25 protein-coding genes are annotated in these 26663 nt (G+C 65.6%); 9 read left to right on the top strand and 16 right to left on the bottom strand.

All coding sequences use genetic code 11. The features are described 5' to 3' along the window. Positions 1–108 precede the first annotated feature (108 nt). On the bottom strand, positions 109–720 hold the full coding sequence (gene mog / locus E2583_RS00795) for a molybdopterin adenylyltransferase (protein ID WP_291592256.1): 612 nt from the start codon (positions 718–720) through the stop codon (positions 109–111). Further along, entirely contained in the window at positions 713–1396 is a 684-nt protein-coding gene (gene yjgA / locus E2583_RS00790) for a ribosome biogenesis factor YjgA (RefSeq protein WP_291592254.1), read from the bottom strand. The genes mog and yjgA overlap by 8 nt, the downstream gene beginning before the upstream one ends. Positions 1397–1461: 65 nt before the next feature. Here yjgA and pmbA point away from each other — a divergent pair, with 65 nt between their 5' ends. After that, positions 1462–2883, top strand: a complete 1422-nt coding sequence (gene pmbA, locus E2583_RS00785; RefSeq protein WP_291592252.1) for a metalloprotease PmbA — start codon at positions 1462–1464, stop codon at positions 2881–2883. A 58-nt stretch (positions 2884–2941) separates the two neighbouring features. Here pmbA and E2583_RS00780 read toward each other — a convergent pair whose 3' ends face one another. Next, positions 2942–3295 (bottom strand): hypothetical protein, encoded by a 354-nt coding sequence (locus E2583_RS00780; protein WP_003069365.1) that lies wholly within the window; start codon positions 3293–3295, stop codon positions 2942–2944. Between the two features lie 94 nt (positions 3296–3389). Between E2583_RS00780 and E2583_RS00775 the strand changes: the two genes are divergently transcribed. The 3 genes from E2583_RS00775 (at position 3390) to E2583_RS00765 (ending at position 7838) form a co-directional block, all read left to right on the top strand. After that, entirely contained in the window at positions 3390–3944 is a 555-nt protein-coding gene (locus tag E2583_RS00775) for a hypothetical protein (protein WP_291592247.1), read from the top strand. 126 nt (positions 3945–4070) lie between these two features. Then, positions 4071–5027, top strand: a complete 957-nt coding sequence (locus E2583_RS00770) for an EamA family transporter (protein WP_291592245.1) — start codon at positions 4071–4073, stop codon at positions 5025–5027. A gap of 204 nt (positions 5028–5231) precedes the next feature. After that, positions 5232–7838 carry a GGDEF and EAL domain-containing protein gene (locus E2583_RS00765; RefSeq protein WP_291592244.1) on the top strand — a complete coding sequence of 869 codons (2607 nt, stop codon included), beginning with the start codon at positions 5232–5234 and terminating at the stop codon, positions 7836–7838. 180 nt (positions 7839–8018) lie between these two features. On the opposite strand, the gene hpaI is transcribed toward E2583_RS00765, so the two are convergent. The 7 genes from hpaI to E2583_RS00730 all read right to left on the bottom strand — a co-directional run bounded on the left by hpaI (position 8019) and on the right by E2583_RS00730 (position 16327). Continuing rightward, positions 8019–8822 carry a 4-hydroxy-2-oxoheptanedioate aldolase gene (gene hpaI / locus E2583_RS00760; RefSeq protein ID WP_291592243.1) on the bottom strand — a complete coding sequence of 268 codons (804 nt, stop codon included), beginning with the start codon at positions 8820–8822 and terminating at the stop codon, positions 8019–8021. A 62-nt stretch (positions 8823–8884) separates the two neighbouring features. Then, a complete protein-coding gene (locus E2583_RS00755; RefSeq protein WP_291592240.1) occupies positions 8885–9847 on the bottom strand; it encodes an NAD(P)-dependent oxidoreductase in 963 nt (320 codons plus the stop codon). Further along, the gene (locus tag E2583_RS00750) at positions 9844–10998 is read right to left on the bottom strand and encodes an exo-alpha-sialidase (protein ID WP_291592325.1); all 1155 of its coding nucleotides are present in this window, start codon (positions 10996–10998) and stop codon (positions 9844–9846) included. The genes E2583_RS00755 and E2583_RS00750 overlap by 4 nt, the downstream gene beginning before the upstream one ends. A 189-nt stretch (positions 10999–11187) precedes the next feature. Then, positions 11188–12180: a tripartite tricarboxylate transporter substrate binding protein gene (locus E2583_RS00745; RefSeq protein ID WP_291592239.1), complete on the bottom strand. Its 993-nt coding sequence runs from the start codon at positions 12178–12180 to the stop codon at positions 11188–11190. A 42-nt stretch (positions 12181–12222) separates the two neighbouring features. Continuing rightward, positions 12223–13695 (bottom strand): NAD-dependent succinate-semialdehyde dehydrogenase, encoded by a 1473-nt coding sequence (locus E2583_RS00740; protein ID WP_291592324.1) that lies wholly within the window; start codon positions 13693–13695, stop codon positions 12223–12225. 71 nt (positions 13696–13766) lie between these two features. Further along, positions 13767–15296 (bottom strand): UxaA family hydrolase, encoded by a 1530-nt coding sequence (locus E2583_RS00735; protein WP_291592238.1) that lies wholly within the window; start codon positions 15294–15296, stop codon positions 13767–13769. A 47-nt stretch (positions 15297–15343) separates the two neighbouring features. Continuing rightward, positions 15344–16327, bottom strand: a complete 984-nt coding sequence (locus E2583_RS00730; protein WP_291592236.1) for a tripartite tricarboxylate transporter substrate binding protein — start codon at positions 16325–16327, stop codon at positions 15344–15346. Between the two features lie 111 nt (positions 16328–16438). On the opposite strand from E2583_RS00730, the gene E2583_RS00725 reads away from it, so the two are divergent. Together E2583_RS00725 and E2583_RS00720 are read left to right on the top strand one after the other, a co-directional pair. Further along, positions 16439–17374 (top strand): LysR substrate-binding domain-containing protein, encoded by a 936-nt coding sequence (locus tag E2583_RS00725; RefSeq protein WP_291592235.1) that lies wholly within the window; start codon positions 16439–16441, stop codon positions 17372–17374. Positions 17375–17464: 90 nt separating this feature from the next. After that, on the top strand, positions 17465–17926 hold the full coding sequence (locus E2583_RS00720; RefSeq protein ID WP_291592233.1) for a DUF1801 domain-containing protein: 462 nt from the start codon (positions 17465–17467) through the stop codon (positions 17924–17926). A gap of 117 nt (positions 17927–18043) precedes the next feature. Here E2583_RS00720 and E2583_RS00715 read toward each other — a convergent pair whose 3' ends face one another. Further along, the gene (locus E2583_RS00715) at positions 18044–19132 is read right to left on the bottom strand and encodes a tartrate dehydrogenase (RefSeq protein ID WP_291592231.1); all 1089 of its coding nucleotides are present in this window, start codon (positions 19130–19132) and stop codon (positions 18044–18046) included. A gap of 128 nt (positions 19133–19260) precedes the next feature. Here E2583_RS00715 and E2583_RS00710 point away from each other — a divergent pair, with 128 nt between their 5' ends. Then, positions 19261–20196 (top strand): LysR substrate-binding domain-containing protein, encoded by a 936-nt coding sequence (locus E2583_RS00710; protein WP_291592229.1) that lies wholly within the window; start codon positions 19261–19263, stop codon positions 20194–20196. A 106-nt stretch (positions 20197–20302) separates the two neighbouring features. On the opposite strand, the gene E2583_RS00705 is transcribed toward E2583_RS00710, so the two are convergent. Together E2583_RS00705 and rpsU are read right to left on the bottom strand one after the other, a co-directional pair. Continuing rightward, a complete protein-coding gene (locus tag E2583_RS00705; RefSeq protein ID WP_291592226.1) occupies positions 20303–20749 on the bottom strand; it encodes a GatB/YqeY domain-containing protein in 447 nt (148 codons plus the stop codon). A gap of 182 nt (positions 20750–20931) precedes the next feature. Continuing rightward, on the bottom strand, positions 20932–21144 hold the full coding sequence (gene rpsU, locus E2583_RS00700; RefSeq protein ID WP_003052999.1) for a 30S ribosomal protein S21: 213 nt from the start codon (positions 21142–21144) through the stop codon (positions 20932–20934). Between the two features lie 498 nt (positions 21145–21642). Here rpsU and E2583_RS00695 point away from each other — a divergent pair, with 498 nt between their 5' ends. After that, on the top strand, positions 21643–22692 hold the full coding sequence (locus E2583_RS00695) for a BMP family protein (protein ID WP_291592224.1): 1050 nt from the start codon (positions 21643–21645) through the stop codon (positions 22690–22692). 86 nt (positions 22693–22778) lie between these two features. Here E2583_RS00695 and E2583_RS00690 read toward each other — a convergent pair whose 3' ends face one another. Beyond that, the gene (locus E2583_RS00690; protein WP_291592222.1) at positions 22779–24047 is read right to left on the bottom strand and encodes an NAD(P)/FAD-dependent oxidoreductase; all 1269 of its coding nucleotides are present in this window, start codon (positions 24045–24047) and stop codon (positions 22779–22781) included. Positions 24048–24240: 193 nt separating this feature from the next. On the opposite strand from E2583_RS00690, the gene E2583_RS00685 reads away from it, so the two are divergent. After that, positions 24241–24720, top strand: coding sequence for an acyl-CoA thioesterase (locus tag E2583_RS00685; protein ID WP_291592220.1), 480 nt, complete (start codon positions 24241–24243; stop codon positions 24718–24720). A gap of 100 nt (positions 24721–24820) precedes the next feature. Here E2583_RS00685 and cobA read toward each other — a convergent pair whose 3' ends face one another. Next, positions 24821–25621, bottom strand: coding sequence for a uroporphyrinogen-III C-methyltransferase (gene cobA / locus E2583_RS00680; RefSeq protein ID WP_291592218.1), 801 nt, complete (start codon positions 25619–25621; stop codon positions 24821–24823). Between the two features lie 11 nt (positions 25622–25632). After that, positions 25633–26637 carry a DNA-binding protein YbiB gene (gene ybiB / locus E2583_RS00675; RefSeq protein WP_291592216.1) on the bottom strand — a complete coding sequence of 335 codons (1005 nt, stop codon included), beginning with the start codon at positions 26635–26637 and terminating at the stop codon, positions 25633–25635. Positions 26638–26663: the final 26 nt, after the last annotated feature.

The following is a 26663-nucleotide window of genomic DNA, read 5'->3' as shown; positions in this document are numbered from 1 at the left end:
TTGCAGCGAGATACCGGCGGCACGGATGCCGCGCCGGCGCCATGAAAAAAGCAGCCCGTAGGCTGCTTTGGTAGATGTTTTGGCAGGGATTGCACCCGGCGCTTCAGGCTATGCCGTGCGGGGCGCGCGAATCGCGGTCTTGGGGCGGAAGGCCTTGCAGATCTCGTCATGGGTCTCGAGATAGGGGCCGCCGATCAGGTCGATGCAATAGGGCACGGCGGCAAAAATGCCGTTGACCTTGGATTTTCCGTCGGCGTCCTTGAGTCCTTCCAGCGTCTCGGCAATTGCCTTGGGCTGGCCCGGCAGATTGATGATCAGGCTTCTGCCGCGTATCACCGCCACCTGGCGCGAGAGGATGGCGGTGGGCACAAAGGCCAGGCTGATCTGGCGCATCTGCTCGCCAAAGCCCGGCATTTCCTTTTGGGCCACGGCCAGGGTGGCCTCGGGCGTCACATCGCGCAGCGCGGGGCCGGTCCCGCCCGTAGTCAGCACCAGGCTGCAGCCTGCATCGACCAGCTCGATCAGTGCCGCGCTGATGCCGGCCTGCTCGTCGGGAATCAGGCGTGCTTCGAACGTCACGGGGTTCTTCAGTGCCCTGGACAGCCATTCCCGCAGCGCGGGCAGGCCCTTGTCTTCATAGACACCACTGCTGGCGCGGTCGCTGACGGAGACAATACCGATCTTCACGGCATCGTGAAGATATTCGCTCGCATCACTCATCGCCGTCGTCCTCGGCACCCGCATCGGCCTTGCCGGCGCCGGCCAGTTGCTCGCGTACCAGCTGGAAGAGGTCGCGATAGGCGCGGCCCTTGCTGACTTCCTTGGGCTCGGCATCGGGGCCGGCGGCAGCGGCCGCTGCGGCGGCCTGTTCCTTGGCTTTCTCGATATCCTTGCGCGACTGCCGGATCAGCGAGCGCAGCTGTTGCACATCGGTGCCTGGGAAATGGTCCAGCCAGATGGACAGGGCCGCTTCCTCGACGACCAGGCGGTCGCGCCACTGCTCGGCCACCTGAAGCGACATTTTTTCGCTGGCCGAGCCGTTGCGCTGCTCGTCCAGCGCCTGCTTGACGGCGGCGACCTGCTCAGGCGTCAGCTTGCGCATGAGCTTGCCCACATACTGGAGCTGACGGCGCTTGCCTTCGAAGTTGGTGATGCGCTTGGCCTCGGCCAGCGCGTCGATCAACTGGTCGGACAGTTGCAGGCGCTTGAAGAGGTCGCTGCGCAGCGTCATCAGCTCCTTGCCCAGATCCTGCAGCGCATCACTTTCGCGCTTGAGGTCGGTCTTGGTGGAGTCGTAAGTGCCTTTGAGTTCGGCCTTGAGTTCAAGGTCCAGTTCGCTGCCTTCGGCAACGAACTTTCCGCGAACAAAATAGCCTTTGGTGGGTTTGCGTGACATGGTAAGGGGGCAATATCGGTGGCAGCGCAGAGGGCGCCGCAGTGGCGGCTATCATAGCCGCCGCTATGAAAAAACCTCGCTCCAGCAATACAAGCACTTCCAGTGCACAGGCCCAATCCGCACCGCAAGCCGGTTTCAGCTTCAGCCAGGCCTTTTTCGAGGGCCTGGTGGACCAGGCACTGCAGCATGCCAAGAAACTGGGTGCGACAGATGCCGGCGCCGAGGCCTCCGAAGGCTGCGGCCTGTCGGTCAGCGTGCGCAAGGGCCAGCTGGAGACCGTGGAGCGCAACCGCGACAAGTCGTTGGGCGTGACCGTCTATCTGGGCCAGCGTCGTGGCAATGCCAGCACTTCGGACTTCTCCGAGGCTGCCATCAGGCAGACGGTGCAGGCCGCCTACGACATCGCGCGCTTCACGGCCGAAGATCCGTTTGCCCGCCTGCCCGACAGCGCCGATATCGCGCTGCCCGGCACGCACCGTGATCTGGAGCTGTTTCACCCCTGGGACATTACCAGCGAGCAGGCCGCCGAGATGGCGCTGCGCTGCGAGGAGGCCGCCTTCAAGACCCACCGTCGTGTGAGCAACAGCGAGGGAGCGGGCGTCTCGGCCCAGCAAAGCCATTTCTTCACGGCCCATACCAACGGTTTTCGCGGTGGCTACGCCAGCTCGCGCCACAGCATGTCGGTGGCACCCATCGCCAAGCTGCCCGGCAAGAATGGCGAGATGCAGCGCGACTACTGGTACAGCTCCATGCGCAATGCGGCCGATCTGGCCTCGCCCGAGGCCGTGGGCCGCTATGCCGCAGAGCGCACGCTGAGCCGTCTGGGCAGCCGCAAGATTCCGACCATCGAATGCCCGGTGCTGTTCGAGTCTCCCCTGGCCGCCGGCCTGCTGGGCAGCTTTGTGCAGGCCGTCAGCGGCAGCGCGCTGTACCGCAAAAGCACGTTCTTGCTGGACTCCATGGGCAAGCCCATCTTCCCCAAGCACATCGATGTCGAGGAAGACCCCTTCGTCCTGGGCGGCAAGGGCAGCTCTCCCTTTGACGAAGAGGGCGTGCGCGTGCAGGCCCGCAAGGTGGTGGATGCCGGCCGCGTGGAGGGCTATTTCCTGTCCAGCTACTCGGCGCGCAAGCTGGGCATGAAGACCACGGGCAATGCCGGCGGTTCGCACAACCTGGTCATGACTTCGCGCCGCACCAAGGCGGGCGACGATCTGGACGCCATGCTCAAGAAGCTGGGCACGGGCCTGTTCGTGGTCGAGCTGATGGGCCAGGGCGTGAACTATGTGACTGGCGACTATTCGCGCGGTGCCAGCGGCTTCTGGGTGGAGAACGGCGAGATCGCCTTCCCCGTGGACGAAATCACGATCGCGGGCAACCTCAGGACCATGTTCAAGGGCATCGAGGCCATCGGAGCCGATGCCTATAACTATGGCGCCAAGACCGTGGGCTCCATGCTGATCAATCGCATGAAGGTGGCCGGCAGCTGATCGCCGCAGATTGCCCCATGTAAAAAGCAGCCCGGTGGCTGCTTTTTTTGTGTCTGTATCAGCTCTCGGCGGCGGCCTGAACAATGCAGTGCGAGAGCTTCTCGAAATGCTTGTGGGCATCGGCACTGAGCTCGATCTGCTTGCGTCTGGCATCTTCGGTGTCGGCCAGCAGGATCCAGCCTTTTTGGCGCATGGACTTCAGACGGGTGTGAATCGTGGCCGGCGATCCCAGTTCACGCTGGGCCATCAGGTCTCTGACGCAAAGACGCTCCTGGCGCGTGCCGGCATTGGCAATTTGTTCCAGCAGGCGCTCCTCCAGCGGGTCCAGTGCGGGCAGCACCGGCAGGTTGCGGATGGTCGCTGCCAGGTGCAGAAAGCGTAAGTAGATATCGGCAGACAGGGACTTTGGCATGAGAAGGCAAAAACAGACGAAGCGCCGATGACGCAGCACGAATCAACGGCGCTCATAATACTGCGCAGACAGTGAACAGGGTCGGCGGCAGCGCATGAAGAACATTTGGACGCAATTTTCGGTGGCGGTAATCACGGCGGTGCTGTTCTTGGCAATGCTGGCCTTGAATCAGTGGATTTTCTCCGAACTGGAGTTTGTCAGGGGCGTCAACTGGATATACCTGCCTGCCGGTGTGCGTTTGCTCTGTACCCTGCTTTTTGCGGAAGCGGGTGTAGCCGGGCTTTTTGTCGTGTCATGGCTGGTCTGCCACTTTTACTTCTTCCCCGATGACGGGTTGCGAGCGTTTGCGGGCGGCATCATGGCCACGCTTGCCCCCTATGGCACGTATTGCGCAGCCCGCAAATGGATGGGACTCGGTCGCTCCCTCAGTCATCTCACGCCGCAGCGCCTGCTATGGCTCAGTGCAGTCTACGGGCTGAGCAATGCCTTGCTGCACCAGGGCTGGTCCGTCATCCGGGGAGACGGCTTCCAGCTGGACCAGCTTCTGGTGATGATGGTGGGCGACTTCAGCGGGACCCTGATCGTGCTGTACGCCTTCAAGGCCCTGCTCATGCTGCCGGTGAAGGTGGACCGCTATCTGCTCAAGTGACGCCGCTGCCCGCACCTGGCGACCGCCTCCCTGATGGTCCGTTGTGTGCTGTTCGTCCACAGCGTGACGGAGGGCAGGTCATACTAGGGGACCCGATCTGGAAATCCAACAATAGTCGTCAGTGTCATGAGTTCTGCATCCTCGCCCACCTCCGGCATGAGCCGCCCGGACTGGCTCAGCGCCATCATCGTCATCGTGGTCTGGGGTCTCAATTTCGTGGTCATGAAGTGGGGGCTGGCCAAACTCTCGCCCTTGCTGCTGTGTGCGCTGCGCTTTGCTGCCGCATCGCTGCCATTTCTGCTCTTCGTGCGTCCGCCCGTGAATCTTTCCTGGGGTTTGCTGGCGGCCTACGGGCTGGTGCAAGGGGTCGGACAATTCGGCCTGCTGTTCACCGGCATGAAGCTGGGCATGCCTGCCGGAATGGCGTCGGTGGTACTTCAGACCCAGGCATTCATCACCATGTTGCTGGCCGCAGCATTCCTGCAGGAAAAGCCGCAGCGCTGGCAATGGCTGGGTCTGTTCATCGCACTCGCAGGGCTGCTGTTGATTGGCGCAGCCCATGGTGAGGGGGCATCGGATATGACGCTGATCGGCTTTGTGCTGACCGTGGGCGCCGCAGCCATGTGGGCCGGCTCGAATCTGCTGACCCGCGTGGCGGCCCGGCAGGGCTCTTACGAGCCGGTGTCCTTCATTGTCTGGACCAGCGTCTTCCCCATCCTGCCGCTGCTGGCGTTGTCGGTCTGGGTGGATGGCGCAGAGTCGGTCGTCTCGCAGCTGGGATCCATAGGCTGGAGCGAGCTGGGTGTGATTGCCTATCTGGCCTTTTTGTCCACCCTGCTGGGCTATGGCCTCTGGACCCGCCTGCTGCAGCGCTATACCGCCAGTACCGTGGCCCCTTTGTCGCTGCTGGTGCCGGTGATCGGTCTGCTTTCGGCCATGCTGCTGTTGGGAGAGTCGCCCAATGGTCTGCAATGGCTGGGTACGCTGGGCGTTCTGCTGGGCATGGTGGTCAACCAGTTTGGCGGCAGATGGCGGCGTCGCGATGCCTTGCGCGGAGCTGGGCCCGATCAGCGTGGCCCGTGACGCTGCATCGCAACGTACCGGCATGCCGCATCGGCTTGCAGGTCCGGGACTGTTGCCGATCCTGCATTTTTTTGATCATTCGCCCTGAATCACGATTATTGAATCTCGTATTCATCATTATTATTGCTGGTATTCATATGAAAGCATGACTTTTCCATTCTGGATTTGAGCCGGCCCGGGATGCGAATACGCAAAGGAATAATGATGCGTGAGGGAGATCTTGGCGCGATGCCTCCGGAGCTGCAGCTGGCCCAGTTGCAGGCGCTGGACAGGGTCATGGCCATGGCCGAGTTCGGCCTCGATGGAGTGCTGCTTCGTGCCAATGACAACTATCTGCAGCTCATGGGCTTGACCCGTGAGCAGTCGCAGGGACGACCGCACCGCAGCTTTTGCTCTGCGCGTCTGGCCGATAGCGCCAGGTACGGGGAAGTCTGGGCGCACCTGTGTGCGGGCAATGCGTATTCCGGCGTGGTGGAACGATTGCGCAGCGATGGCAGCAGCTGCTGGCTGGAGGCAACCTACACACCGGTGATGGATGCCCAGGGGCAGGTGGTGCATATCCTGAAGATCGCCACCGACGTCACCCAGCGGCGTGCCCGGGAGCAGACGCAGCAGGAGCATCTGCACCGTCTGTCCCTGGTGGCCGACGCCTCTGATACGGCCGTGATCATCAGTGACGGAGCCTCCCGCATCGTGCATGTCAACGGCGGCTTCACGCGCATGTTCGGATGGCGCACGGAGGAGGTTGCAGGACGCATGCCGATTGCCCTGCTGGCTCCCCAGCTGCCCGAGGCGGCGGCAGAGCGCTACCGTTCGGAGCTGCGCGCCGGCCAGCCCGTGGGGCGCGAGGAGATCGTGGTCGGCAAGAATGGCCAGCGTTACTGGGCCAAGGTCATCAGCAACCCCATCCTCGATGCGGACGGCTGCTGGCAATACACGGTGTCCATGCTGACCGACATTACCCGTTCCAAGATGCACGAGGCCTTGCAGCATCGCGTGCTGGAGGCCATGGCACGCGAGCGGCCGCTGGTGGAAGTGCTGGAGATGGTGTGCCTGGAGGTCGAGAGAATTGCGCCGGAGGTGACGGCCTCGATTCTCGAGGTCGATGCCCAGGGGCTGCTTCACCCGCTGGCCGGTCCCAGTCTGCCGCAGTCCTATTCGGCATTGATCGACGGACTGGCCATAGGTCCGAGCGCGGGCTCCTGCGGAACCGCCGCGTGGCGCAATGCACCGGTGCTGGTGGACGATATTGCACAGGATCCGCTGTGGGCCGATTTCAGGCACCTGATCCTGCCATTGGGCTTCAAGGCCTGCTGGTCCACCCCCATTTGCAACAGCGAGGGCAAGCCGATAGGCACTTTTGCGTTTTATTACCGGGAACCCCTGGCCGGAGATGCATCGGCTTTTCACCAGCAACTGGTGGATGCCTGCATCCACCTGTGCGCTCTGGCGCTGGAGCGCGAACTGTCGCGCGCGCGCATCCGTCAGCTGGCGTTCTACGACGGACTGACGGGATTGCCCAACCGCAGCCTGCTGCAGGCCAAGGCCGATCAGGCGATTGCGTCGGCAGCCATCCACGATGCGCAACTGGCGGTACTGTTCATCGATCTGGACCGCTTCAAGCAGGTCAATGACTCTCTGGGCCATCCCGTGGGGGACGAATTGCTGCGCAGTGTCGCTGCACGGCTGCAGCGCGTGCTGCGCAGCTCCGATATTGCCGGGCGTCTTTCGGGTGACGAATTCGTGGCCGTGCTGCCGCATTGCGATGCGGAATATGTGGCCAGTACCATCGAGCGCCTGCAGGAGCTGCTGGCCGAGCCCCTGAACATTGCAGATGCCTCGCTGGCCATTTCCGCCAGCGTGGGCATTGCGATGTTCCCCTCGGATGGACGGGACATGGAGACCCTGGTTCATCGTGCCGACATGGCCATGTACCAGGCCAAGAGCAAGGGGCGCGGGCGTTTCTGCTTCTTCAGCAGCGAAATGAACCGTCTGGCCCAGGAGCGCCTGGCCTTGGAGACCGCGCTGCGCAAGGCGCTCAAGAGCGGTGGCCTGCGTCTGCATTACCAGCCCCAGATCGAGATGGCCACCGGCCGGCTCTATGGCGTGGAGGCGCTGGCGCGCTGGAGCCATGCGGAGCTGGGCGAGATTTCGCCGGCCCGCTTTATTCCGCTGGCCGAAGAATGTGGGCTGATTGCCGATCTGGGAAGCTGGGCGCTGGAGGAGGCCTGCCATCAGCTGTCGCAGTGGCGTGCCAAGGGGCTCGAAGTTCCGGCGGTGTCGGTCAATCTGTCGCCATCGAGTTTTCACAACCTGGATCTGCCCCGGATGATCGCCGACACGCTGGACCGCAACGACCTTGCGCCGCAGGACCTGACCCTGGAGCTGACGGAAAGCATTCTGCTGGACACCAATCCCAGCACCATGAAAACCATCAACGAGGTGCATGCGCACGGCGTGCGCCTGTCCATGGACGATTTCGGCACCGGCTATTCCAGCCTGAGCTATCTGCGCAGATTGCCGGTCAGTGAACTCAAGCTCGATCGCAGCTTCGTGGCCGATCTGGAGCATGACGAGGCCGCCCGGGCTCTGAGCAGTGCCATCCTGGGCATCGGCAAGAGCCTGCACCTGACGGTGGTCGCGGAGGGCGTGGAGACGCCGACGCAGAGCGTGATGCTGTGCGAGCAGGGCTACCCGGTGGCGCAGGGATTTCTGTTTGCCAGGCCGCTGGCGCCGCAGGAGTTCGAGCAATGGCTGCTTGTCAATGCGACTTCCGCAGCGGCGGCTGCGCACAGTGCGCTTGCGGCATGAGGGGGCTGCTCAGACGGGGGCGGCATCGATGCAGTGACGCGCGCCGCGACGGCGGCCTGTCTGGCCTCCAGGGGGCTTGTCGCCGAAGCAGGGCTACGGCGGCTATGCCTGGCCTTGTCGCCTGAGGGTCGCCAGGAGCGGAGGACGCCGCCGCAATGGCTGCGTCCGCCGGACTGGGCATCAGTAGGCGGCGGCGGGGCGTGCCGGTGCGGTCACCGTGGAGCCGGCGAACTGGCTGCGCAGCTTGCGCGCGGCGTTCACGAACATCAGCAGGTCCACACCGACGGCCACAAAGCTGCAGCCCAGATCCAGGTAGCGTTGTGCCAGTGCAGGGTCCGAGGTCAGCGTGCCTGCCGCCTTGCCGCTGGCAATAATGGTTCGCATCGCTGCCTCGATGGCGGCCTGTACTTCGGGGTGGCCGGGGGTGCCGCGGTGGCCCATGGAGGCGGCCAGGTCGGCCGGTCCTATGAAGACGCCGTGCACGCCATCCACGGCGCAGATGGCTTCGAGATTCTGCAGGGCCGTGGTGGTCTCGGCCTGCACCAGCAGGCAGACCTCGTCGTCGGCCACATTCAGATAGTCGTCACGGCGGCTCCACAGGGAGGCCCGTCCCACCGCGCTCCCGACGCCACGCACGCCCAGGGGCGGGTATCGGGTGGCTGCCACCACGGCCCGGGCCTGATCCGCCGTGTCCACCATGGGCACGAGCAGGGTCTTGACGCCGATGTCCAGCATCTGCTTGATGAGAGACGTGCTGCCTTCCACCACCCGCACCACGGGGTGGGCAGGGTGCGGGGCCACGGCCTGCAGGCCGGCCAGGGTGCTGCGCAGATCGTTGGGCGCATGCTCGCCATCGATGAGCAGCCAGTCGTAGCCCGTGGTGGCAGCAGCTTCGGCCAGATAGGGGTCGGCCATGGACAGCCATAGCCCGATCTGGGGCTGGCGGGCGCAGAGGGCGGTCTTGAAGGGGTTGTAGGCAGGCATGCTTTTCTCGGTTGGATTAATCATGGCGTGGGAGAAGGCCTCGGCGATGCAGAGAACCCGGCTCACAGCAGGTGACCGGCGGGCAGCGGCCTGCCTGCCAGGTGGTCGACGATATTGGCGGCCGTCAGCATCGCCACGCGCAGCGCCGCCTGGCGCGTCACGCCGGCCACATGCGGCGTCAGCAGCACCTGGGGCAACCGGGTCAGCGGATGGCCCTGGGGCAGTGGCTCGATGTCGAAGGTGTCGAGTCCGGCGCCACCCAGATGGCCGCTTTCCAGTGCCGCCAGCAGCGCGGTCTCGTCGACCACGGGGCCGCGTGCAGTGTTGATCAGCAGGCTGCCCGGGCGCAGCAGTGCCAGTTCGCTTGCACCTATCAGGCCGCGTGTCTGCTCGGTCAGCGGGCAGTGCAGACTCAGGATGTCCACGCGGGGCAGCAGCTGGCGCAGATCGGGTTCGCAGTCAAAGTCGTCGGCCTGGCCTGCGGGGCGCAGCACCAGCACCTTGGCGCCCAGGGCCGCAGCCAGCTGCGCGGTGGCACGGCCGATGGCACCATAGCCGACGATGCCCACTGTGGAGCCGCGGAAGTCGCGGCCCTGCCAGCTGCTGCCGGCCCAGCCGCCTGCGCGAACCTGCTGGTCCAGCTGCGGCAGCTGCCGCACTAGCGCCAGCATCAGCGCCAGTGCATGTTCGGCAACGGCCGGGGCATTGGCGGCCAGCGCCACGGCCACGGCCACACCCTGGGCACGCGCAGCTTCCATGTCCACGCTGTCCACACCGGCCCCGTTCTTGGCCACGATGCGCAAGGCGGGGGCAGCCCGCAGCACGGTGGCGCTCACCGGCTTGGAGCCGCGCAGGACCAGGGCCTGCGCGCCGGTCTGCGCCAGCCGCTTCGCCAGGCTTTCCGCAGTGATGGGTTCGGCCATGAAATGGATCTGTCCGCCTGCTTGCTGCACCACGGCCTGGGCTTCGGGGGCCCAGTGCTCGGCGGTGACGAGAACATTGAAGGGAGTGGAGGTTGTGGTCATGCTTGTTCGTTCACCCAGTCCGGCTGCACGCGCACATGGCGAATATGCTGGCGGAACACGGTATAGGCCAGATGCAGAGCGCCGTCGGCGCCCTGGCGGATGGAGGGGTAGGAATACTCGCGGTTGCGGCCGTGCTCCGAGTCGTTGCTCATGCACCAGCCGTCGCCCGTTTCGAGATTGCGTTGCCAGGGCCAGCTCAGGCCGTCGTCGGCCGACAGGGCCAATGTCATGGGCGCACGCGGAGCGCCCCAGAACGCGCGGCGCTCGCCGGCCGCAGCGGTTGCCGGTGTTGCCGGGCGGTCGTCCAGCTCGTCATACAGCGACTCGCGCCGCTGGGTGGCGTCGGCAGCGCTGCTGGCGTTGAAGATCATGGCCAGGCGCCCGTCGGCCAGGCGCAAGGCCTGGATGGACGAGTTGTTGTTCGGCAGCTCAGTGGCCTCGGGCTGCTGCCAGCTCAGGCCGCCGTCGTCGCTGCGGCTGCGGTAGACATGGTCGGCCCAGCGGCTGCGAAAGAACGCCAGCAGGCCGCCGTCCGAAGCCTGAACGATATTCATGTGCACGCAGCCCTGGCTGCCGGGCACGGCAATGCGCTGCCAGCTGCGTCCCTGATCCGCCGAGCGCAGCACACCGCTGTCGTCGTGGCTGCCATCCCAGGCCAGGCCCGGTTGGGCACGGCAGTGGAAGACCGGCAGCAGCCAGCTGCCGTCCGCATGGACATGGAGGGGTTGACGCACGAAGGTGCCTGCCGGTGCATCGGCCAGCGTCTCGGTGGGCCCCCAGCTCCGGCCCTGATCGCGAGACAGGCGCCGGCGCACGACCGAGGTGTTCTGGTGGCCCGAGTACTGGGCCGTATGCAGCAGCCACAGTGCGCCATCCGGTGCGGGAAACAGCACGGGGTTCTGTTCCGAGCGTTCGACATCGTCCGAGAGCTGGACGGGCTCGGACCACTGCGCAGCACCCGGGGCGAGGCGCGACATGAAGACCGAGATGTCGGAGCGGCCCTCCATGGATCCGCCGAACCACACGCAGGCCAGGGTGCCGTCGTCCAGCATCATCAGGTTGGCGGCATGGGCCTGTACACAGGGCGAGGGCAGATCCGCCACCAGGCGGTCAGGGTCTTCGGGGTGTGGGCGCAGCCATCCATCGGGCATGGGTTTTCCTTGGTTTGTCATGACACGGTGCTGTCTTCAATACGTCTGGTTGTGGGGCGGGACCGCGGTCAGGTGTCGGGCACGAGTCGATGCGGTGCGTGCCGCCCCGCGGCGAAGGCGCGAGCGCTCTTGGATGACCGGAGCGCGCGACGCCAGCGTTGAGAAAGCGGCGCAGACGCTCGGAACCGATCAATCCGCTTTGATCTTCGCTGTCTTGATGAGACCGCCCACGCGCTGGTATTCACGGGGCACGAAGGCGCGCAGCTCAGTGGCATCGCCGCTGCCCGGGGTCACGCCCAGATCGCGCAGCTTGGAGACCACCTCTGGCTGCTTGAGTGCCTTGGCCAGTGCACCGGAGAGCCTGGCGCTGACATCGGCGCTGGTCTTGGACGGCGCAAACAGTGCGTACCAGGCCGAGAACTCGAACTGTGGGTAGCCGGCTTCGGCGAAGGTCGGCACATGGGGCAGCTCGGGCAGACGGGTGGTGGAGCCCACGGCCAGGGCGCGCACCTTGCCGCCGCGCAGCAGCGGCATGGAGTTGGTCGCGGTATCGAAGATGACCGGAATGCGCCCGCCGATCAGATCCACGATGTGGGCATTGCCGCCCTTGTAGGGCACGTGGGTCATGGGGACCCTGGCGATGGACACGAACAGTTCGCCGGCCAGGTGCAGCGGCGAGCCGTTGCCCGAGGAGCCGTACATCACGGCCTGCGGGTCCTTGCGGGCCGCCTCCACCACATCCTTGAGCGATTTGTAGGGCGAGTCGTTGGCGGTGATGGCGATGATGGGGGCGCTGCCGATCATGCCGATGGGCTCGAAGTCCTTGACCGGGTCGTACTCGGTCTTGATCAGGTGCGGGCTGGCGGCGTGGGTGGCCAGGCCACCGACGAGCAGCGTGTAGCCGTCGGCCGGTGCGCGCGCCACGATGCCCGCACCCAGCAGTGCCCCGGCGCCGGGCCGGTTGTCCACCACGCTGGCGGTTCCCAGCAACTCGCCCATCTTCTGGCCGACCAGCCGCCCCAGCATGTCATTGGCACCGCCTGCGGGATAGGGCACCACAAAGGTGATGGGCTTGCTCGGGAAGTTCCCCTGGGCCTTTGCCAGCGGCATGGCTCCGGCCAGGGCCAGCGCTGCCAGCGCGCCCAGCATGGGTCTGCGGGTGAGGTGTCTGGATCTGCTCATGGTTTGTCTCCGGTTGTGAGTGGTTCTAGCGACCGTCTTGCGTCAATCCAGTTGTCCCTGGCAGACGTATTTGATATGCAGGTAATCGTCGAGCCCGTGGGTGGAGCCTTCGCGGCCGTAGCCCGACTCCTTGACGCCGCCAAAGGGGGCCGCCTCGGCGGCCAGCGCGCCTTCGTTGACACCCACGATGCCCGATTCCAGGGCCTCCGCGACGCGCCAGATGCGGCGTAGGTCCTGGCTGTAGAAATAGGCGGCCAGACCGAAGGGCGTGTCGTTGGCGGCGGCGACAACCTCGGTCTCGTCGTCGAACACGGTCAGCGGTGCCACGGGGCCGAAAGTCTCCTCGCGGGCACAGGCCATGTCCGCAGTGGCCCCCGAGAGCACGGTGGGGGCGTAGTAGGTGGGCCCCAGCTCGGGCAGACGGCGCCCGCCCGTGAGCACGCTCGCGCCCTTGGCCACGGCGTCCTCCACATGGCGGGCGATCTTCTCGACCGCGCGGTCATTGATCATGGGGCCGATCTGCGAGGCCGGGTCGCTGGCGGGGCCCACGTGCAGTGCGGCCACGCGGGCACTGAGCAGCTGGGCAAAGATCTCGTACACGGCGCGGTGCACAAAGACGCGGTTGGGGCAGACGCAGGTCTGGCCGCCGTTGCGGAACTTGGCGGCCATGAAGCCGTCCACGGCGGCCTCCACATCGGCATCCTCGAAGACGATGAAGGGCGCATTGCCGCCCAGCTCCAGCGAGAGCTTTTTCAGCGTGTCGGCGCTGCGGCGTGCCAGATGCTTGCCCACGGGCGTGGAGCCGGTGAAGGTGATCTTGCGCACGCGGCTGTCGTCCAGCCACTGATCCACCACCTCGGGCGTGCGCTCGCGCGAAGCCGTGACGATGTTGAGCACCCCGGCCGGCACCCCGGCTTCGTGCGCCAGCAGCACCAGGGCCAGCGAGGTCAGCGGCGTGTCCTCGGCCGGCTTGCAGACCACGGTGCAGCCCGCGGCCAGGGCGGGCGCGATCTTGCGCGCGATCATGGCGGCCGGGAAGTTCCAGGGCGTGATGGCGGCGACCACGCCCACGGGCTCGCGCAGGGCGAACATGCGCCGGCCCGGCATGGGCGCGGGAATGACTTCGCCGTTCATGCGCGTGGCGGCCTCGCCGAACCATTCGATGTAGCTGGCGGCATAGGCTACTTCGCCCTTGCCTTCGGCCAGCGGCTTGCCCTGCTCCAGCGAGATCAGCGTACCCAGATCGTCCTGATGGTGCAGCACCAGGTCGTTCCAGCGCTTGATGATGGTTGCGCGTTGCTTGGCCGGCAGCTTGCGCCAGGCTGGCAGCGCCGCCTGGGCGGCATCCGCGGCAGCGCGCGCGTCGGCTGCACCTGAATCAGGTACGTCGGTAATGGTGCTGCCCGTGGCCGGATCGGTCACGGAAAAGCAGTCGCCGCTGGCTGCGGGCACCCAGGCGCCGGCGATGAAGTTGGCACTGCGCTGCAGTTCGGTGCGTTGCAATCTGAGTGGCATGGCGTTCATGGTGAAAATCGCAGAAAGTGAAGATCGGATAAGGGCGCAAAGCTCTGGAAGATGCGTTTTCCTCAGCTCACGATGCCCAGGTGCCAGGGCACGAATTCATGGTCGCCCAGTCCCAGGACTTCGCTCTTGGTCGGTTCGCCGCTGGCATGGCGCAGGATCTGCTCGAAGATCTGCTGGCCCAGCTCGGGCACGGTCAGCTCTCCGTCGACGACCACGCCGCAGTTGATGTCCATGTCTTCCTGCAGGCGCTGGTACATGGGCGTGTTGCTGGCCAGCTTGATGGTGGGTGCGGGTTTGCTGCCGAACATGGAGCCGCGGCCCGTGGTGAAGCAGATCAGCTGGGCGCCGCTGGCGATCTGGCCGGTGGAGGCCACCGGGTCGTAGCCCGGCGAGTCCATGAAGACGAAGCCGTTTTCGGTGATGGGCTCGGCATATTCATAGACGGCGCGCAGCGGCGTGGTGCCGCCCTTCATGGCGCTGCCCAGAGATTTTTCAAAGATGTTGGCCAGGCCGCCGGCCTGGTTGCCATGACCGACCACGCCGTTGAACTGGGCGTTCTGGCCGGCTGCGTAGCGTTCCCACCAGGCCAGGCGGTCCAGCAGCTTCTGACCGACTTCGGGACTGATGGCGCGGCGCGTGAGCATGAACTCCACGCCATGGATCTCGGGCGTCTCGGACAGAATGGCCGTGCCGCCGTGGCGCACCAGAATGTCCATGGCTGCGCCCAGGCCGGGGTTGGCCGTGATGCCCGAAAAGCCGTCCGAGCCGCCGCATTCCAGGCCGATCTTGAGGTGGGCGGCGCTGACGGTGCTGCGCTGGGCCTGGTCGGCGATGGGCAGCATTTCCTCGATGGCGGCAATACCTGCCTCGATGGTGGCGCGCGTGCCACCCACTTCCTGCATCACCAGAGTGCGCAGCAACTGACCTTCCTTGAGGCCTTGCGAATCCACCAAGGCATCGACCTGGTTGCGCTCGCAGCCAAGACCCACGATGAGCACGCCCGCCAGGTTGGGGTGGCGCGCATAGCCGGCGAGGGTACGGCGCAGCACGTCGAAGTGCTCGCTGGGCGAGGACATGCCGCAGCCGCTGCTCTGGGCAAAGGCGGCCACGCCATCCACATTGGGAAAGGCTGCCAGCCGCTCGGGCGTGAAGTGGGCGGCGATGCGCTTGATCACGGTGGCCGAGCAGTTGACCGAGGACAGGATGCCGATGAAGTTGCGCGTGCCCACGCCGCCACCTGCTCGCACAAACCCCTGGAAAGTGGCGCGCTCTTCCTCGGGCACGTAGTCCACGGGCCGTACGTCGGCACCGAACGACGGGTCGCGGTAGTAGTCCACCAGCTTGAGGTTGTGGCTGTGCACATAGTCGCCAGGCTCCAGGTCGCGTGTGGCGACACCGATCACCGTGTCGTACTTCTTGACCTGCTCGCCCTCGGCGATGCGGCGTGCCGCGATCTTGTGTCCGGCCGGCACCTGGGCGCGCGTTCGCACTCCCAGCTCGGGAATGTCCTGGCCCAGGGCCAGGGCGGTCTTGGCCACCAGCACGTTGTCGTTGGGGTGCAGGTGCAGCAGGGAGGAAGAGGAGGAGAGCATCTTGGAGTCCGGGGATGGCGGGCCTGAGGCGGTGGGGACGCGGCGCGTCAGCGCATCAGGTCGCGCAGTTTGAGTTTGTCGATGAGCACGGTTTCCTTCTGGTAGACCGTGCTCACATACCTGGCGTAGTCGGGGCCATCCAGGTAGAGCAAGGGCGCGTCCAGCCTTTCGGCCACGGACTTGAACTCGGGGCTGGCCACGGCCTGGCGGAAGGCATCGCGCAGCTTGGCTTCGACCTCAGGCGGCAGGCCCTTGGGCGCGCCGATGCCGTTGGGCGCATCGACGACCACGTTGTAGCCCAGGTCCTTGAGCGTGGGCACGTCCTTGAAGCGCGGCGTGCGCTGCTCGCCCCAGGTGGCCAGCAGGCGCAGCTTGCCGGCTTCGACATGCGGGGCCCAGGAGCTGGAGTCGGCCAGCGCATCCACATGGCCGCCCAGCACGCCCTGCAGCGCCTCGGCGCCGCCCTTGTAGGGCACATGGCTGAGCTGGATGCCGGCTGCGGCCGCAAACTCCTCCATGCCCACATGGGTGGCACCGCCCACCCCGGCATGGGCATAGGTGATGCTGCCGGGCTTGGCCCTGGCGGCGGCGACGAAGTCCTGCAGGGTCTTGAAGCGCGAATTGGCCGGCACGGCGATGCCGAAGGTCTGGCCCGAGGTGCGCGCGATATAGGTGTAGTCCTTGCGCGGGTCGGCCTGCAGCGTGCCCAGCTGGGAAAAGCGCGTGACCGAGATCGGGATCTGGCCGATGGTGTAGCCGTCGGGCTTGGCCGAGGCCAGAGCCTTGGAGCCGATCATGCCGGAGGCTCCGGCGCGGTTTTCCACTGCAATCGCCTGGCCCAGGATGCGGCCGGCCACGGTGCACAGCGCGCGCATGGACTGGTCGGCCGTGCCGCCGGCAGGCCAGGGGCAGATGAAGGTGATGGGGCGCTCGGGCCAGGTCTGGGCCAGCAGGCGGGTGGAAGTTCCGAGCGTGGCTGCGCCGAGGGCGCCGAGCACAAAGCTGCGCCGGCTGCTGCGTGGGGGGATCATCGCGTGTCTCCTGTCGTTATTTGAATTGCTAGCCCCGATTGTTCAAAACTGCTCCATGACAATCCAATGAAAAGATAGACTCTCTTCATAACCATTAAGTAATGAAGCCCCATGAGCAAGATCGATCGTGTGCTGCGCTCCAACCTCAAGCTGCGCCATCTGCAATTGCTGGTGGCGCTGGACCAGTTTCGTCACCTGGGCCGCGCTGCCGAGTTTCTGGCCGTGACCCAGCCCGCCGTCTCCAAGACCCTGGCCGAGGTCGAGCGCATGCTGGGCATGGTGCTGTTCGAACGCTCCACGCGCGGCACCGAGCCCACGGCAGCCGGTGTCAGCATGGTGCGGTTTGCGCGCTCGGTGCTGGCTGGCTTCGAACGCACGCGCGACGAGATGGCTGCCGAGGCCAGCGGCGCGCGCGGGCGCACCAGCGTGGGGGCCATGGTGGTGGCCACGCCGGTGCTGCTGGCGAGCGCCGTGGAGCGGCTCAAGGCGCGTTCGGACCAGACCACGGTGATGGTGGAGGAAGGGGATCTGACGCGCTTGCTGCCCAAGCTGCGCCTGGGAGAGCTGGATCTGTTCGTGGGGCGGCTGGAGCCCGGCTATGCCGCGCCCGACCTGGAGACCGAGGCGCTGTACGACGACCCCATGGTGGCCGTGGTGCGGCCCGGCCATGCGCTGCTGGCGCCGGGCGCGGCCAGCTGGCAGGCCCTGGCGGACCAGCCTTGCGTGCTGCCGCCGCCCTGGGCCTCGCTGCGCGTGAAGCTGGAGCAGCAGTTCTATGCCCACGGCCTGCATCCGCCGGCCGACATCGTGGAGACCGCCTCCTTTCTCTCGCAGCTGACCTTTGTGCACCAGCGCGGCGCCGTGGCCTTCATGGCGCGTGGCGTGGCCCGCTGCCATGCGGCCCTGGGTACACTGGCCCTGCTGGATCTGGTCGTGCCCATCGATCTGCCGCCCGTGGGGCTGATCACCTTGCGCGGCCAGCCGCTGACGCCGACCACGGGATTGCTGGTCGAATGCCTGCGCGAGGTCGCCAGGGGACAGGGCTGAGCGCGATGCCATCGGCAAGTCCGCAGGGCGCCGTTTTACATGCCATGTGGGCCTTGCGCATGGGGTCGAATTGATGAAGGAGAGCTTTCCATGAGCACCTCGCTACCCGCATCCTCTGCCGGGCCCGTCAGCGGCCCCGAGGCATCGGCTCTGATCGACGCCAGGATTGCCGGCCTGGACGACTGGCGCGGCGCCACGTTGGCCCGCGTGCGCGCACTGATCCGCGAGGCCTTGCCCGCCGTGGTGGAAGAGCTCAAATGGCGCGGCACGCCCGTATGGTCGCAGGACGGCATTCTTTGCACGGGCGAGACCTACCAGGCCGTGGTCAAGCTGACCTTCGCGCATGGTGCGACCCTGGCCGACCCGGCCGGCCTGTTCAATGCCAGCCTGGAGGGCGGCACGCGCCGGGCCATCGACCTGCGTGTGGGCGATGCGCTGGATGCTGCGGCCTTCCAGGCGCTGGTGCAGGCCGCAGCGCAGCGCAATGCCCAGGCCCGGTCGGCCAGAAAACCGGCGTCGCAAGCCAAAGCCAAACCGCAGTCTGAAGCCTAGCTCGCCGCAGCCGGTGGCTCCGGGCGCTCGGGCGTGCAAAAGCACCCCAGTGCAGGTCCAGCCTGCGCGGGGTGCTTCTCATATTGCATCAGGCCGGCTGCAGCCGGCCCGGAGTCATCAGGCGTTGGCGATGGCCGCCGCGATGGCCTCGCCCACCTCGGTGGTATTGGCCTTGCCGCCCAGATCGGGCGTCAGCGGACCGGCCTTGATCGTGTGCTCGATGGCAGCCACGATGGTGTCGTGGGCCTGGCGCCAGGCTCCTTCGCTGCGGCCCAGGAAGTCCAGCATCAGCGCGCCCGACCAGACCATGGCGATGGGGTTGGCGATGTTCTTGCCGTAGATGTCGGGTGCCGAGCCGTGCACGGGCTCGAACAGCGAGGGGAAGTTGCGGTCGGGGTTGAGGTTGGCCGAGGGTGCCAGGCCGATGGTGCCCGTGGTGGCGGGGCCCAGGTCGGACAGGATGTCGCCGAAGAGGTTGGTGGCGGCCACCACATCGAAGCGGCCGGGCTGCAGCACGAAGCGTGCGGTCAGGATGTCGATGTGCTGCTTGTCCAGCGTGACCTCGGGGTAGGCCTTGGCCACATCGTCGGCGCGCTTGTCCCACCAGGGCATGCTGATGGCGATGCCGTTGCTCTTGGTGGCCAGCGTCACGTGCTTCTTGGCGCGACTCTGGGCCAGATCGAAGGCGTACTTGAGCAGGCGGTCGGCCCCCTTGCGCGAGTAGACCGACTCCTGGATCACGATTTCGCGGTCCGTGCCTTCGAACATCACGCCGCCCAGCGAGGTGTACTCGCCTTCGGTGTTCTCTCTCACCACGTAGTAGTCGATGTCGCCGGGCTTGCGGCCGGCCAGGGGGCAGGGCACGCCTTCGAACAGGCGTACCGGACGCAGATTGATGTATTGGTCGAATTCGCGGCGGAACTTGAGCAGCGAGCCCCACAGCGATACATGGTCGGGCACGGTGGCGGGCCAGCCCACGGCACCGAAGAAGATGGCGTCCATGCCCGCAAGCTGCTCCTTCCAGTCGTCGGGCATCATCTGGCCGTGTTTCGCGTAGTAGTCGCAGTGGGCCCAGTCGAAATGGTGGAACTCCAGCGGCAGATCGAAGCGCCTGGCTGCAGCCTGCAGTGCGCGCAGGCCTTCAGGCATGACTTCCTTGCCGATGCCGTCGCCGGCGATGACTGCAATCTTTTTGGGAGTGGACATGGTGCTTTCTCTGGAGTGTGTGGGAAGTCCAGGCTGCTCAGGAGCCTGTGCCTGGCGGTATTCTGCACCGTGCTGAAATGAATACAATTGCATGATCGTGACCTGATTATTTACAGATCGTGCAGAAAATGCCTTCCCCCGAAGATCTGCGTGTCTTCACCACCGTGGTGCGCAAAGCCAGCTTTGCAGAGGCGGCGGCCGCGCACCAGGCTTCGCCGGCCTTCGTCAGCAAGCGGATCCGCCTGCTGGAGCAGGAGCTGGGCGTGAAGCTGCTGCACCGCACCACGCGGCGGGTCGCTGTCACGGAGCAGGGTGAACGCGTCTACCACTGGGCGCAGCGCATTCTGGACGAGGTCGAGCACCTGCTGCAGGAGGTGGATGTGACGCGCCGCCAGCCGCGCGGGCTGCTGCGGGTGGCGACCAGCTTCGGCTTCGGCCGCAATGTGGTGGCGCCCGCGCTGTCACAGCTGATTGCGCAATATCCGGCGCTGCAGCTGCGCCTGGAAGTGTTCGACCGCATCGTCGATGTCGCGGCCGAGGGCTTCGATCTCGATGTGCGCGTGGGCGACGAGATCGCGCCGCACCTGATCACGCGGCATCTGGCCGACAACCACCGTGTGCTGTGCGCGGCCCCTGCCTATGTGCAGCGGCGTGGCAGCCCGCGCACGCTCGACGAGCTGGCCGCACACGACTGCCTGGTCATCAAGGAGCGTGACCATGCGTTCGGTGTCTGGAAGCTGCGCTCGGGCAGTCAGGAGCGCAACGTGAAGGTGACCGGGCCGCTGTCCACCAATCATGGCGAGATGGCCGTGCAATGGGCGCGTGACGGCCATGGCATCGTGCTGCGCTCGCTCTGGGACGTGTCGGCCGATCTGCAGGCCGGACGCCTGGTGCAACTGCTGCCCGAGTGGCAGCAGCCGGCAAATATCTGGGCCGTGTATCCGACGCGGCTCGATCGTTCGGCCAAGGTACGGGTCTGCGTCGAGTTCCTGCAGGAGTTCTTCAGCCGCCAGGCTCCCGCAGGATTCAGGGCTTCTATAAAGAAAGAAGCTGCCATCGCTTGACATGCATGAATTTCAGATTGCTTTTGATCTGAAACGTATGCATAGCGAGCGAAAGCAGCTTCTATATTTGGCCCGATGCCGCTGGGCGACTCAGGCCGGTTGCCAGTTATTGGGTCAGCGCGGCCTTCACGGCGGCGGACACCAGGCCCATATCGGCCTTGCCCGCCAGCTGCGTCTTGACGGCGCCCATCACCTTGCCCATGTCGCCGGGGCCGGAGGCACCCAGCTCGGCCACGATGGCCTGCACGGCCGCAGTGATCTCGGCTTCGCCCATGCGCTCTGGCAGGTAGACCTTGAGCACTTCCATCTCGGCCTTTTCCACATCGGCCAGATCGGCGCGATTGGCGGTTTCGAAGGCGGCGATGGAGTCCTTGCGCTGCTTGATCAGCTTGTCGACGATGGCGATGATGGCTGCGTCGTCGAGCTCGATGCGCTCGTCGACTTCCTTTTGCTTCATCGCGGCCTGCAGCAGGCGGATGGTGCCCAGGCGTGCGCTGTCCTTGGCACGCATGGCGGTCTTCATGTCTTCGGTAATCTGGGCTTTCAGGCTCATGGCTTTCTCCTTGGGGTGGGCGAACGGCAGTCCGCGATGTGAGCGGCTTGGACTGACCGTGCGCTGGGAGGTCACTGCGCAGCCAGGCAGGCATGGCAGTGGCCAGAAAACAAAAAACCCGCGCCTGGCGTCCCGAGCGCGGGTTTGCGGCTGTTTTAAGGCCGACTGGTCCTAATCAACGATTAGTAAAGCTTCTTGGGCAGTTGCATGCTGCGAACGCGCTTGTAGTGACGCTTCACGGCAGCAGCCTTCTTGCGCTTGCGCTCGGCTGTGGGCTTTTCGTAGAACTCGCGAGCACGCAGATCGGTCAGCAGACCCAGCTTTTCGATGGTGCGCTTGAAGCGGCGCAGGGCAACTTCATAGGGCTCGTTTTCTTTGACGCGGATGGTAGTCATTTAATTTCCAGATATATCTGTGCTGACAGAGGGTTCTCGGGAAGATCGGGCCTGAGAGCCGTGAACAGCGGTTTCCCCGCCACTTTGTAACTAGTATGGCCGACGGGGTAATGCCAGCAAAGTCGAGCATTATAGACCAAGACTTGGGCTGCGTCTCGATTGGAGCGAGACGCGACCGTGCATCGGCCGCGCCTGACCGGTTTCTGAGGCCGCGGGCAGTGTGCTGCCACGGGCCTGGACCGTGCGTCGCCATTGTGCCCCGGTGCCAGCCCCGGCGCTCCGGGCGAGTGCGTTAGGGCGCGTTGCCGGATGGGCAATGCGGGAGCGCGCTGCTGTCCGGGCACCACGCGGCCCATCGTGCCTCTGGGGTTTGTGGGGAGTATTTTGTGCACGTAAATTGCATACAGTTTGGGGCTCTGTTTCTTGACTCAAGTCAGGAGGCGAGTGGCCTGGTGCCTTTGCGCATCCCTGTTTTTCCGTGTCCAAGGAGCTGTTATCTTGTCCAGCGTTTCTCATCCCTCATTGGTTTCGCGTCGTCAATGGATGGCTTCGGCCATCGCCGTCCCCGGCTTGCTGGCGCTGACGGCCTGTGCTGGCAGGGCCCAGGCTCCCGGCGCGGCTGCGACCGGCCGCTCTCTGGTGGTGGGCGGCCTGTTTGCCGGCTCGCGCAGCGACAGGGGCTTCATGGAGGCCGGCTGGCACGGTCTGGAAAAGGCCCGCCGGGAACTGGGCGTGCAGACCCGGTTTCTCGACGGCATGGCGCCCAGAAAGGAGTTGCTGGAGCCGGCTCTCGCGCAACTGGCCGAGCAGGGGGCGCAACTGGTGATTGCCCATGGCGGGCAGAACAATCAGGCCGCAGCCGAGGTCGCGGCGCGCTTTCCCAGGACTCAGTTCGTCGTGACCCAGGGCGCGGTGCAGGGGAGCAATCTTTGCAGCTATGACGTGCTGCAGGAAGAGTCGGCCTATCTGGCCGGCGTGCTGGCGGCGCTGACCACCAGGACCGGTGTGGTCGGCCACATGTCGGGCATTCGCGTTCCGCCGGGTCTCAAGGGGCGTGCTGCCTATGCGGCCGGCGTGCGCGATACCGATCCCAGGGTCAAATTGCTGACGAACTTTTCGGGCGATCAGGACGACAACGCCCTGTCGCTGCGCATTGCCAGGGCCCAGATGGCTGCCGGCGCCGATGTGATCTTCACCATGCTCAACGCCGGCCGCGATGGTGTGACCCAGGCCTGCCGCGAGGCGGGCACGCGCCAGATCGGCAATGTGATCGACTGGACCACGGTGGATCCGCAGGTGTTTGTCGCTTCGGCCTGGGCCGATGTGGGTATGGGTGTGTTCTTGGCCGTCAAGGACATGCAGGAGCGCGGTGCGCCCGGCCCGGGTATTCGCAAGATCGGTCTGAGCGATCCGGCGGCCGTGCGCCTGACCATGGGCCCGGCAGTGGCGCCCGCTGTGCGCGAGCGCGTGGCAAGGGCATCCGCGTCCATCGCCTCCGGGCAGCTCAAGGTGCCCGAGCACTATGCAGGCCTGGAATTTCCCGCCTGAAGGGATGGTGAGCCTCGGGCAGACAGCCCGAAAGGAGGGTTCAACCCCCCTTTGTTCATGGCAGCTTTCGCTTCGACTGTCGCTGCTCAGGCCGGCATTGGCCGCTTTTCCGCCATGGCCTGGGCGCAGGCGGCTGCACTGGCCCAGGCCCACTGGAAGTTGTAGCCCCCCAGCCAGCCGGTGATGTCGACCACCTCGCCGATAAAGTACAGGCCCGGCCGGGTCTTGCACTCCATGGTTTGCTGGGACAGCACCCTGGTGTCCACACCGCCCAGCGTGACCTCGGCCTTCTTATAGCCTTCGGTGCCCGTGGGGGTGATCTCCCAGCGCGACAGCTGTTCGGCCAGCCTGGTCAGTGCCTTGTCGCTGGCCTCGTTGATGGGGCGCTGCAGCTCGGGCATGCGACCGACCCAGGCATCGGCCAGGCGCGCGGGCAGGTGGGCGGCCAGCTCGTTGACCACCAGCTTGCGCGAGTGGAGCTTGGCCTGGGCCAGCACCTCGGCCAGATCCACGCCAGGCAGCAGGTTGATCTGCAGCGGGGTGCCGGGCTTCCAGTAGCTGGAGATTTGCAGTACCGCAGGACCGGAGAGGCCGCGATGGGTGAACAGCAGATCCTCGTGGAAGCTCATGCGCTCCTTCTTGCTGCCGGTGCTGATTTCCACGGGCAGGGCCAGACCGGCCAGGCCCGCGTAGGGCAGCCAGCCTTCGCCATCGAAGGTCATGGGCACCAGGCCGGGCGTGCGTTCGATCAGCGGCAGATCGAACTGCTGGGCCAGCCGGTAGCCGAAGTCGGTGGCACCGATCTTGGGAATGCTCAGACCTCCGGTGGCAATGACCAGATTGGCAGCCTGCACCATGCCGCGATCGGTTTGCACTTGATAGCTGCCAGCGCTCTCGGCATCTGATGGCGAAAGCACGACCTGTCTGACCTGGCAAGGCTGCCAGCGCTGCACGCCGCCCGCCGTGCACTCGGCCAGCAGCATGGCGATGATGTCCTCGGCCGAATGGTCGGCAAACAGCTGGCCCTTGTGCTTTTCGTGATGGGCAATGCCGTGTCTGTCCATCAACGTGATGAAGTCGGCTGGCGTGAAGCGCGACAAGGCCGAGCGGCAGAACTGTGGGTTCTGCCCGACAAAATGCCTGTGCGGCGCACGCACGTCCAGATCGCGATTGGTGAAGTTGCAGCGCCCGCCGCCCGAGATGCGGATCTTTTCGGCCACCTTGGGCGCATGATCGATCAGCAGCACTTTCAGGCCCTGCTGGCCGGCCCGGGCCGCGCAGAACAGGCCGGCGGCACCGGCACCGATGATGATGGCGTCGAAAATCTGGAAGGAGACCTGTGGGGTGGAGGACACGGCGGGCAGGGCGCTGGGGCACGAACAACAAAGCCGGCCATTGTCCCAGATGGCTGCTCAACGGGGTTTGAGGGGATGACAAAGTCCCGGAATGCGGGGATCGTGATGCCTGCGCAGCCGCCAGCCCGTGGTCCTGTTGGGATATGCGGCGGGCCCCTGCATGTGCCAGGGATCACTTCTAGAATCGCGCCCCATGAATACACCATCCCACCAGCTGAGCATGACCGTGCTCATGTCGCCTGACATGGCCAACTTCTCCGGCAATGTGCACGGCGGCGCCATCCTGAAACTGCTGGACCAGGTCGCCTATGCCTGCGCCAGCCGCTACGCGGGGCGCTATGTCGTGACGCTGAGCGTGGACCAGGTGATGTTTCTGCAGCCCATTCATGTGGGCGAGCTGGTGACGTTTCTGGCCAGCGTGAACCATACCGGCAAGTCGTCCATGGAAATCGGCATCAAGGTGATCGCCGAGGAGATCCGCAGCCAGGTGGTTCGCCACGTGAACAGCTGCTTCTTCACCATGGTGGCTGTGGATGATGACAAAAAGCCTGCTCCCGTGCCTGCGCTGCAGCTGGAGACCGACGAGGAAAAGCGCCGCTGGAACGCTGCCATCATTCGCAAGGAGCTGCGCAAGGAGCTGGCCGAGCGCTTCGCCGAAACGCGTACCTCCTGATCCGCGTAGCCACCGCAGTGCAAGGCATGGCCTCTCGGCGGCAGCACCGGATCGCAGTCTCGGTCGGAAGCCGCAGCCCTGCCCGGGAAGCGGGCGCCGCTCAGGCTGCCTCTGATTGCGGCACGGCCTGAGAGTGCTTCTGCCAGGCGGCAATGCCCTGGACCACATCGCCGACGACGATGATGCTGGGGCTGCCCAGGCCGTGCTCGGCGATGCTCTGAGGCAAATCCTTCAGGAAAGTCAGTGCATGGCGCTGGTGAGGCAGGCTGGCATGCTGGATCACGGCCACGGGCGTGCTGCCGGGCAAGCCGCTGAGCAGCTCGCTGCTGATGCGCTCGACGCTGCTCACTCCCATGTAGATCACCAGCGTCAGCTTGGCGGCATGGGCCGTTGAGGCGATCAGCCGCCAGTCGGGGCCGCTGTCGCCGGGTTTGGCATGGCCGGTCATGAACAGCACGCCATGCGCGCGGTCGCGGTGGGTCAGCGGGGCGCCCAGGCTGCTCAGGCCCGCGAGGCCGGAGGTGATGCCGTTGATCACGTCCACCTCGATGCCGGCTGCGCGCAGATGCTCCACCTCCTCGCCGCCCCGGCCGAAGATGAAGGGATCGCCCCCCTTGAGGCGTACCACGCGTTCGCCGTCCTGCACGGCCGCAATCATGAGCTTTTCGATAAAGGCCTGGGGGGTGCTCTTGCAGCCGCCGCGCTTGCCCACGTAGACCACGCGGGCAGCAGGCGAGGCGTGGCTCATCACGCCGTCGCTGACCAGATCGTCGACAAACAGCACGCTGGCTGCGGCAATGGCCTTGGCGGCCTTGATGGTCAGCAGTTCGGGATCGCCGGGGCCGGCACCGACCAGGGTGCAGGAGCCGCGCTGATGGGGGTGGGTCGAAATGACAGTCATGACGGGGTATCTCAGTCGGGGCTGCGGTTATAGGCCTGCAATGCGGCGCGGCAGGCGGCTGCGCCGGCATCTGTGGCCTGCATGGCCCGGTGCAGGGCCTGTATCTGTTCCAATTGTTGCGCGATCGGCGCCGGCACAGGTTGCTGGCCGTTCAGAATGTCCATCGTCAGCCGGGCCGTCTGCTCGGCATCCAGATCTTGTTCCGGGGCGCTGCTCTGCGCGCCGGATGTGAGCTGGCTGCTATGCAGCGAGGAGCGCTCGAAGCAGATTTCTCCGGCGATCACGCCCGTGCTCACGGGTTCGCGGTGGGGGGCGGCCACGGCCTCGCCCTCCGTGCCGCGTACCAGCAGCGCACTGGCCGCGCGCAGGGCCAGCGTCTGGAGCATGGGCTGGGCATAGGCTGGATGGGTGTAGCTGGCCAGCACCAGCCCGGATTGTGCGGTGCCGGGTCCATGGATGGGGTCCAGCAGCTTCACGATGCTGTGCGCGGGGTTGCGCAGGCCCATCTGGCGGCGAATCTGCAGCAGCCGATCCAGCGGCGCCAGCAGATGACGGGTCTGCATCCAGACCTTGTCGCCGCTGCCCAGGGGGGCGGGACGCTCAAGCGTGCTCCAGCCCAGCTGCCGCCACACCTGGTCCGTACCCAGGCGCCGGTCCTCGGTATGGCTGCCATGCACCAGCACGGGCAGGCCTTTTTGTGCCAGAAGTCCTGCGAGCAGCGGCGTGAGGTTGGCCAGCTTGCGTGAGCCGTTGTAGCTGGGGATGACCACCACGGGCTGGGCCTCATGGGCCTGCGGCCATGCGGGGAGACGCTGCTGGGTGGCGTCCAGAAAGCCCGCCAGTTCCTCGGCGCTCTCGCCCTTGAAGCGCATGGCAATGCAAAAGCCGCCCAGCTCCAGGTCGCTGACCTTGCCGTCCAGCACCTGCCCCATCAGATCGCAGGCCTGGTCCCGCGAAAGAGAGCGCGCGCCCTTGGTGCCGCGACCGATTTCCTTGATGTAGTGGCTGATGCTCATGATTAACGCAATTGTCGCTATAAAAA

This window comes from Comamonas sp., assembly GCF_009360615.1.
Classification (GTDB): domain Bacteria; phylum Pseudomonadota; class Gammaproteobacteria; order Burkholderiales; family Burkholderiaceae_C; genus Comamonas.
The sequence above is the reverse complement of the archived record's forward strand: the minus strand, read 5'-3'. Positions and strand labels throughout refer to the sequence as shown.

Excerpts from the sequence above, each read along its gene's own strand:
- mog (WP_291592256.1), bottom strand. The coding sequence starts at position 720 with ATGAGTGATGCGAGCGAATATCTTCACGATGCCGTGAAGATCGGTATT.
- yjgA (WP_291592254.1), bottom strand. The coding sequence starts at position 1,396 with ATGTCACGCAAACCCACCAAAGGCTATTTTGTTCGCGGAAAGTTCGTT.
- pmbA (WP_291592252.1), top strand. The coding sequence starts at position 1,462 with ATGAAAAAACCTCGCTCCAGCAATACAAGCACTTCCAGTGCACAGGCC.
- E2583_RS00780 (WP_003069365.1), bottom strand. The coding sequence starts at position 3,295 with ATGCCAAAGTCCCTGTCTGCCGATATCTACTTACGCTTTCTGCACCTG.
- E2583_RS00775 (WP_291592247.1), top strand. The coding sequence starts at position 3,390 with ATGAAGAACATTTGGACGCAATTTTCGGTGGCGGTAATCACGGCGGTG.
- E2583_RS00770 (WP_291592245.1), top strand. The coding sequence starts at position 4,071 with ATGAGTTCTGCATCCTCGCCCACCTCCGGCATGAGCCGCCCGGACTGG.
- E2583_RS00765 (WP_291592244.1), top strand. The coding sequence starts at position 5,232 with ATGCGTGAGGGAGATCTTGGCGCGATGCCTCCGGAGCTGCAGCTGGCC.
- hpaI (WP_291592243.1), bottom strand. The coding sequence starts at position 8,822 with ATGCCTGCCTACAACCCCTTCAAGACCGCCCTCTGCGCCCGCCAGCCC.
- E2583_RS00755 (WP_291592240.1), bottom strand. The coding sequence starts at position 9,847 with ATGACCACAACCTCCACTCCCTTCAATGTTCTCGTCACCGCCGAGCAC.
- E2583_RS00750 (WP_291592325.1), bottom strand. The coding sequence starts at position 10,998 with ATGCCCGATGGATGGCTGCGCCCACACCCCGAAGACCCTGACCGCCTG.
- E2583_RS00745 (WP_291592239.1), bottom strand. The coding sequence starts at position 12,180 with ATGAGCAGATCCAGACACCTCACCCGCAGACCCATGCTGGGCGCGCTG.
- E2583_RS00740 (WP_291592324.1), bottom strand. The coding sequence starts at position 13,695 with ATGCCACTCAGATTGCAACGCACCGAACTGCAGCGCAGTGCCAACTTC.
- E2583_RS00735 (WP_291592238.1), bottom strand. The coding sequence starts at position 15,296 with ATGCTCTCCTCCTCTTCCTCCCTGCTGCACCTGCACCCCAACGACAAC.
- E2583_RS00730 (WP_291592236.1), bottom strand. The coding sequence starts at position 16,327 with ATGATCCCCCCACGCAGCAGCCGGCGCAGCTTTGTGCTCGGCGCCCTC.
- E2583_RS00725 (WP_291592235.1), top strand. The coding sequence starts at position 16,439 with ATGAGCAAGATCGATCGTGTGCTGCGCTCCAACCTCAAGCTGCGCCAT.
- E2583_RS00720 (WP_291592233.1), top strand. The coding sequence starts at position 17,465 with ATGAGCACCTCGCTACCCGCATCCTCTGCCGGGCCCGTCAGCGGCCCC.
- E2583_RS00715 (WP_291592231.1), bottom strand. The coding sequence starts at position 19,132 with ATGTCCACTCCCAAAAAGATTGCAGTCATCGCCGGCGACGGCATCGGC.
- E2583_RS00710 (WP_291592229.1), top strand. The coding sequence starts at position 19,261 with ATGCCTTCCCCCGAAGATCTGCGTGTCTTCACCACCGTGGTGCGCAAA.
- E2583_RS00705 (WP_291592226.1), bottom strand. The coding sequence starts at position 20,749 with ATGAGCCTGAAAGCCCAGATTACCGAAGACATGAAGACCGCCATGCGT.
- rpsU (WP_003052999.1), bottom strand. The coding sequence starts at position 21,144 with ATGACTACCATCCGCGTCAAAGAAAACGAGCCCTATGAAGTTGCCCTG.
- E2583_RS00685 (WP_291592220.1), top strand. The coding sequence starts at position 24,241 with ATGAATACACCATCCCACCAGCTGAGCATGACCGTGCTCATGTCGCCT.
- cobA (WP_291592218.1), bottom strand. The coding sequence starts at position 25,621 with ATGACTGTCATTTCGACCCACCCCCATCAGCGCGGCTCCTGCACCCTG.
- ybiB (WP_291592216.1), bottom strand. The coding sequence starts at position 26,637 with ATGAGCATCAGCCACTACATCAAGGAAATCGGTCGCGGCACCAAGGGC.